We start from the raw sequence: 2,372 nt of genomic DNA on the forward strand, positions 1-2,372 counted from the left end.
TTTCCGGGCTTAATGGCGATACCGCTAGATTTCATTTCCGGACACCCTGCTAGCCTTTTGGCTCCTGTAAAATCCACCTGCCGCAAAGTCATTAAAGCAGGCGCCGGGCTCTTACTACAACCGGATGCACAAATTCTATGGTATCCCAATGCATTGAAAGCAGCTAAAAAATTACTAAAAAGCCAGCATCATGATGCCATTATGGCAACCGCCCCCCCCTACTCCAATTTAATTCTAGCCAGTAAACTAAAAAAGATATTTCATTTACCTCTGATTGCTGACTTCCGGGATGAATGGGATCTCAGCAGTAAGTATCTGGAAAACCATCAGCAAGATCGCATCTCACATTTAATTCAGACAAAGCTGCAAAAGTCTGTCATGAAAGCCTCTGATGCCATTGTTGCCACGACCCAGGCAAGCACAGAACGACTTTTAGATCGTGCCCATCAGTTCGGCACCGATGCCATTGGCAAATGTATTTACAACGGTTTTGACCCCGATGATTTTGCACATCTGGATGAGCCAGGTAGCGATCAGCAATCATCCACTACGCAGAAACGATTTCGTATAGTTTATACAGGGACACTTTGGAATTTGACCACAGTCGAACCTTTGATCAAAGCCATTGAAGCGATCCATCAGGAAAACCCTGATATTTTGAGCAAACTCGAACTGCAGTTCATTGGCAGAAAAACGCCGGAACAGATGGCGTTACTTGAACGAATCAACCAGACAACCTGCAATTTGATCACAGAAGAATATTGCGCCCACCAGGAAGCATTGAAAAAAATGGCAACCGCAGATGCCCTCTGCTTGTTACTGAGTGATGTAGATGGAGCCAACCGTGTTGCACCAGCGAAGTTATTTGAATATCTGGCTATCAACCGCGAGATTTTGTCAATCACCCCGAATGGTGAAACGGCTAACATCCTGAATCAATTCTGGCCCACCGGAAATTTCCATGCCAATGACATGGCTGGCATTGCACGGTGGTTACGAGATCGCCTGAGTGGCCAAACAGCTGCGACCATTACGAATCCAGATCAAATCAATCAATTCAATCGGGAGTTTCAGGCAGGCCAATTGGCAGATTTACTGGAACAACTCGTTCATCACCATATTTAATTAGATTGGTTTTCATAGAAACCAGTACTTTCTCAGCAGGCAACCAAGTGAGAATCACATGAAATTTTGGGAAGATTTAAAAGCGAAAGCAGAATGGTGTTATGGCACTGTTTCTGTCCGCACATTGCTGAAAACATGCCTCACCGATGGCACAATGGCCATGCTCTGGTATCGATTAATGCAGTCGGCCAGTCACTGGAAACTATTTCCTCTAGCCATGATTTTCAATAAAGGCAACGCCATATTCTGCCAATGTATCATTGGTCGGAGTGCAGAATTCGGCAGACGATTCGTAATCATTCACAGTCAGGGGATTGTGATTAATGGTTCAGTCATTGCAGGCGACGATATCAAAATTGAACACCAGGTGACGATTGGAGCAGAACGAAACGTCTCTCCGAAACTCGGCTCAGATATTTTCATAGGCGCTGGTGCAAAAATAATTGGTCCCGTTGAAATTGGATCACATACGAAAATCGGTGCCAACGCTGTGGTGGTAAAAGATGTAGAATCTTACACAACAGTCGGAGGCATTCCAGCACGGGTTTTGAGAGTTCACCATGAAAACCCTTCAGTCAAGCAAGAAGCTGTTACTCGATCAGTGGATGATCCAATCCTTTATCCGCGTCAGAAAGGATCAGTACTATAATGACTATCCTGATCGAAGTCTTGTTTTGGACGTCCATTTCCCTCGTTGCATATTCTTATGCAGGCTATCCACTGATTGCCTGGTTCTTATCCCGACGACAACGTCAGGACAATTCAAACCAGTCACTCGAAGACACCTCTCAGGCTGATGCAGATCCCCTGCCCTTTGTCTCAATCGTGATTGCCGCTTATCGTGAAGAATCGGTCATCCTGGAGCGTCTTAACAATCTGGCAAAACTTGATTATCCAAGTGACAAACTGGAAATCTTGATAGGCTGTGATGGAAACCTGGATCTGACAGGAGAACTTGTCAGTTCTTACGATGATGATCGAGTTCGACTCGTCCAGTTTGAACAACGTCGCGGAAAATCTTCAGTCCTGAATGATTGTGTTCCTCAGACAAAAGGGGAAATCATTGTATTCTCTGATGCAAACACGCAAATGGACCCGCAATGCATTAAACAACTTGTCAAACACTTTCAGGATGAAACGATAGGCTGCGTCTGCGGACAGCTCATCCTGGAGGATCCGGTAACTTGCAATAATGTAGATGGCCTGTACTGGAAGTACGAAAACTTCTTAAAGTCTTGTGAATCGCA

The 2,372-nt window shown here is 45.0% G+C and carries 3 protein-coding genes; all 3 read left to right on the plus strand.

Annotated elements, in window-relative coordinates:
• On the plus strand, positions 1 to 1,125 hold a 1,125-nt coding region (locus tag Q0668_RS15180; protein ID WP_298866159.1), incomplete at its 5' end, for a hypothetical protein.
• A 58-nt stretch (positions 1,126 to 1,183) separates the two neighbouring features.
• Positions 1,184 to 1,774: a serine acetyltransferase gene (locus Q0668_RS15185; protein ID WP_298866161.1), complete on the plus strand. Its 591-nt coding sequence runs from the start codon at positions 1,184 to 1,186 to the stop codon at positions 1,772 to 1,774.
• Positions 1,774 to 2,372 (plus strand): glycosyltransferase (locus Q0668_RS15190; RefSeq protein ID WP_298866162.1); only part of this gene is annotated, 599 nt, incomplete at its 3' end. The genes Q0668_RS15185 and Q0668_RS15190, both read left to right, overlap by 1 nt.

The sequence above is a fragment of the uncultured Gimesia sp. genome, from assembly GCF_937910335.1.
In the GTDB taxonomy this organism is placed as follows: Bacteria; Planctomycetota; Planctomycetia; order Planctomycetales; family Planctomycetaceae; genus Gimesia.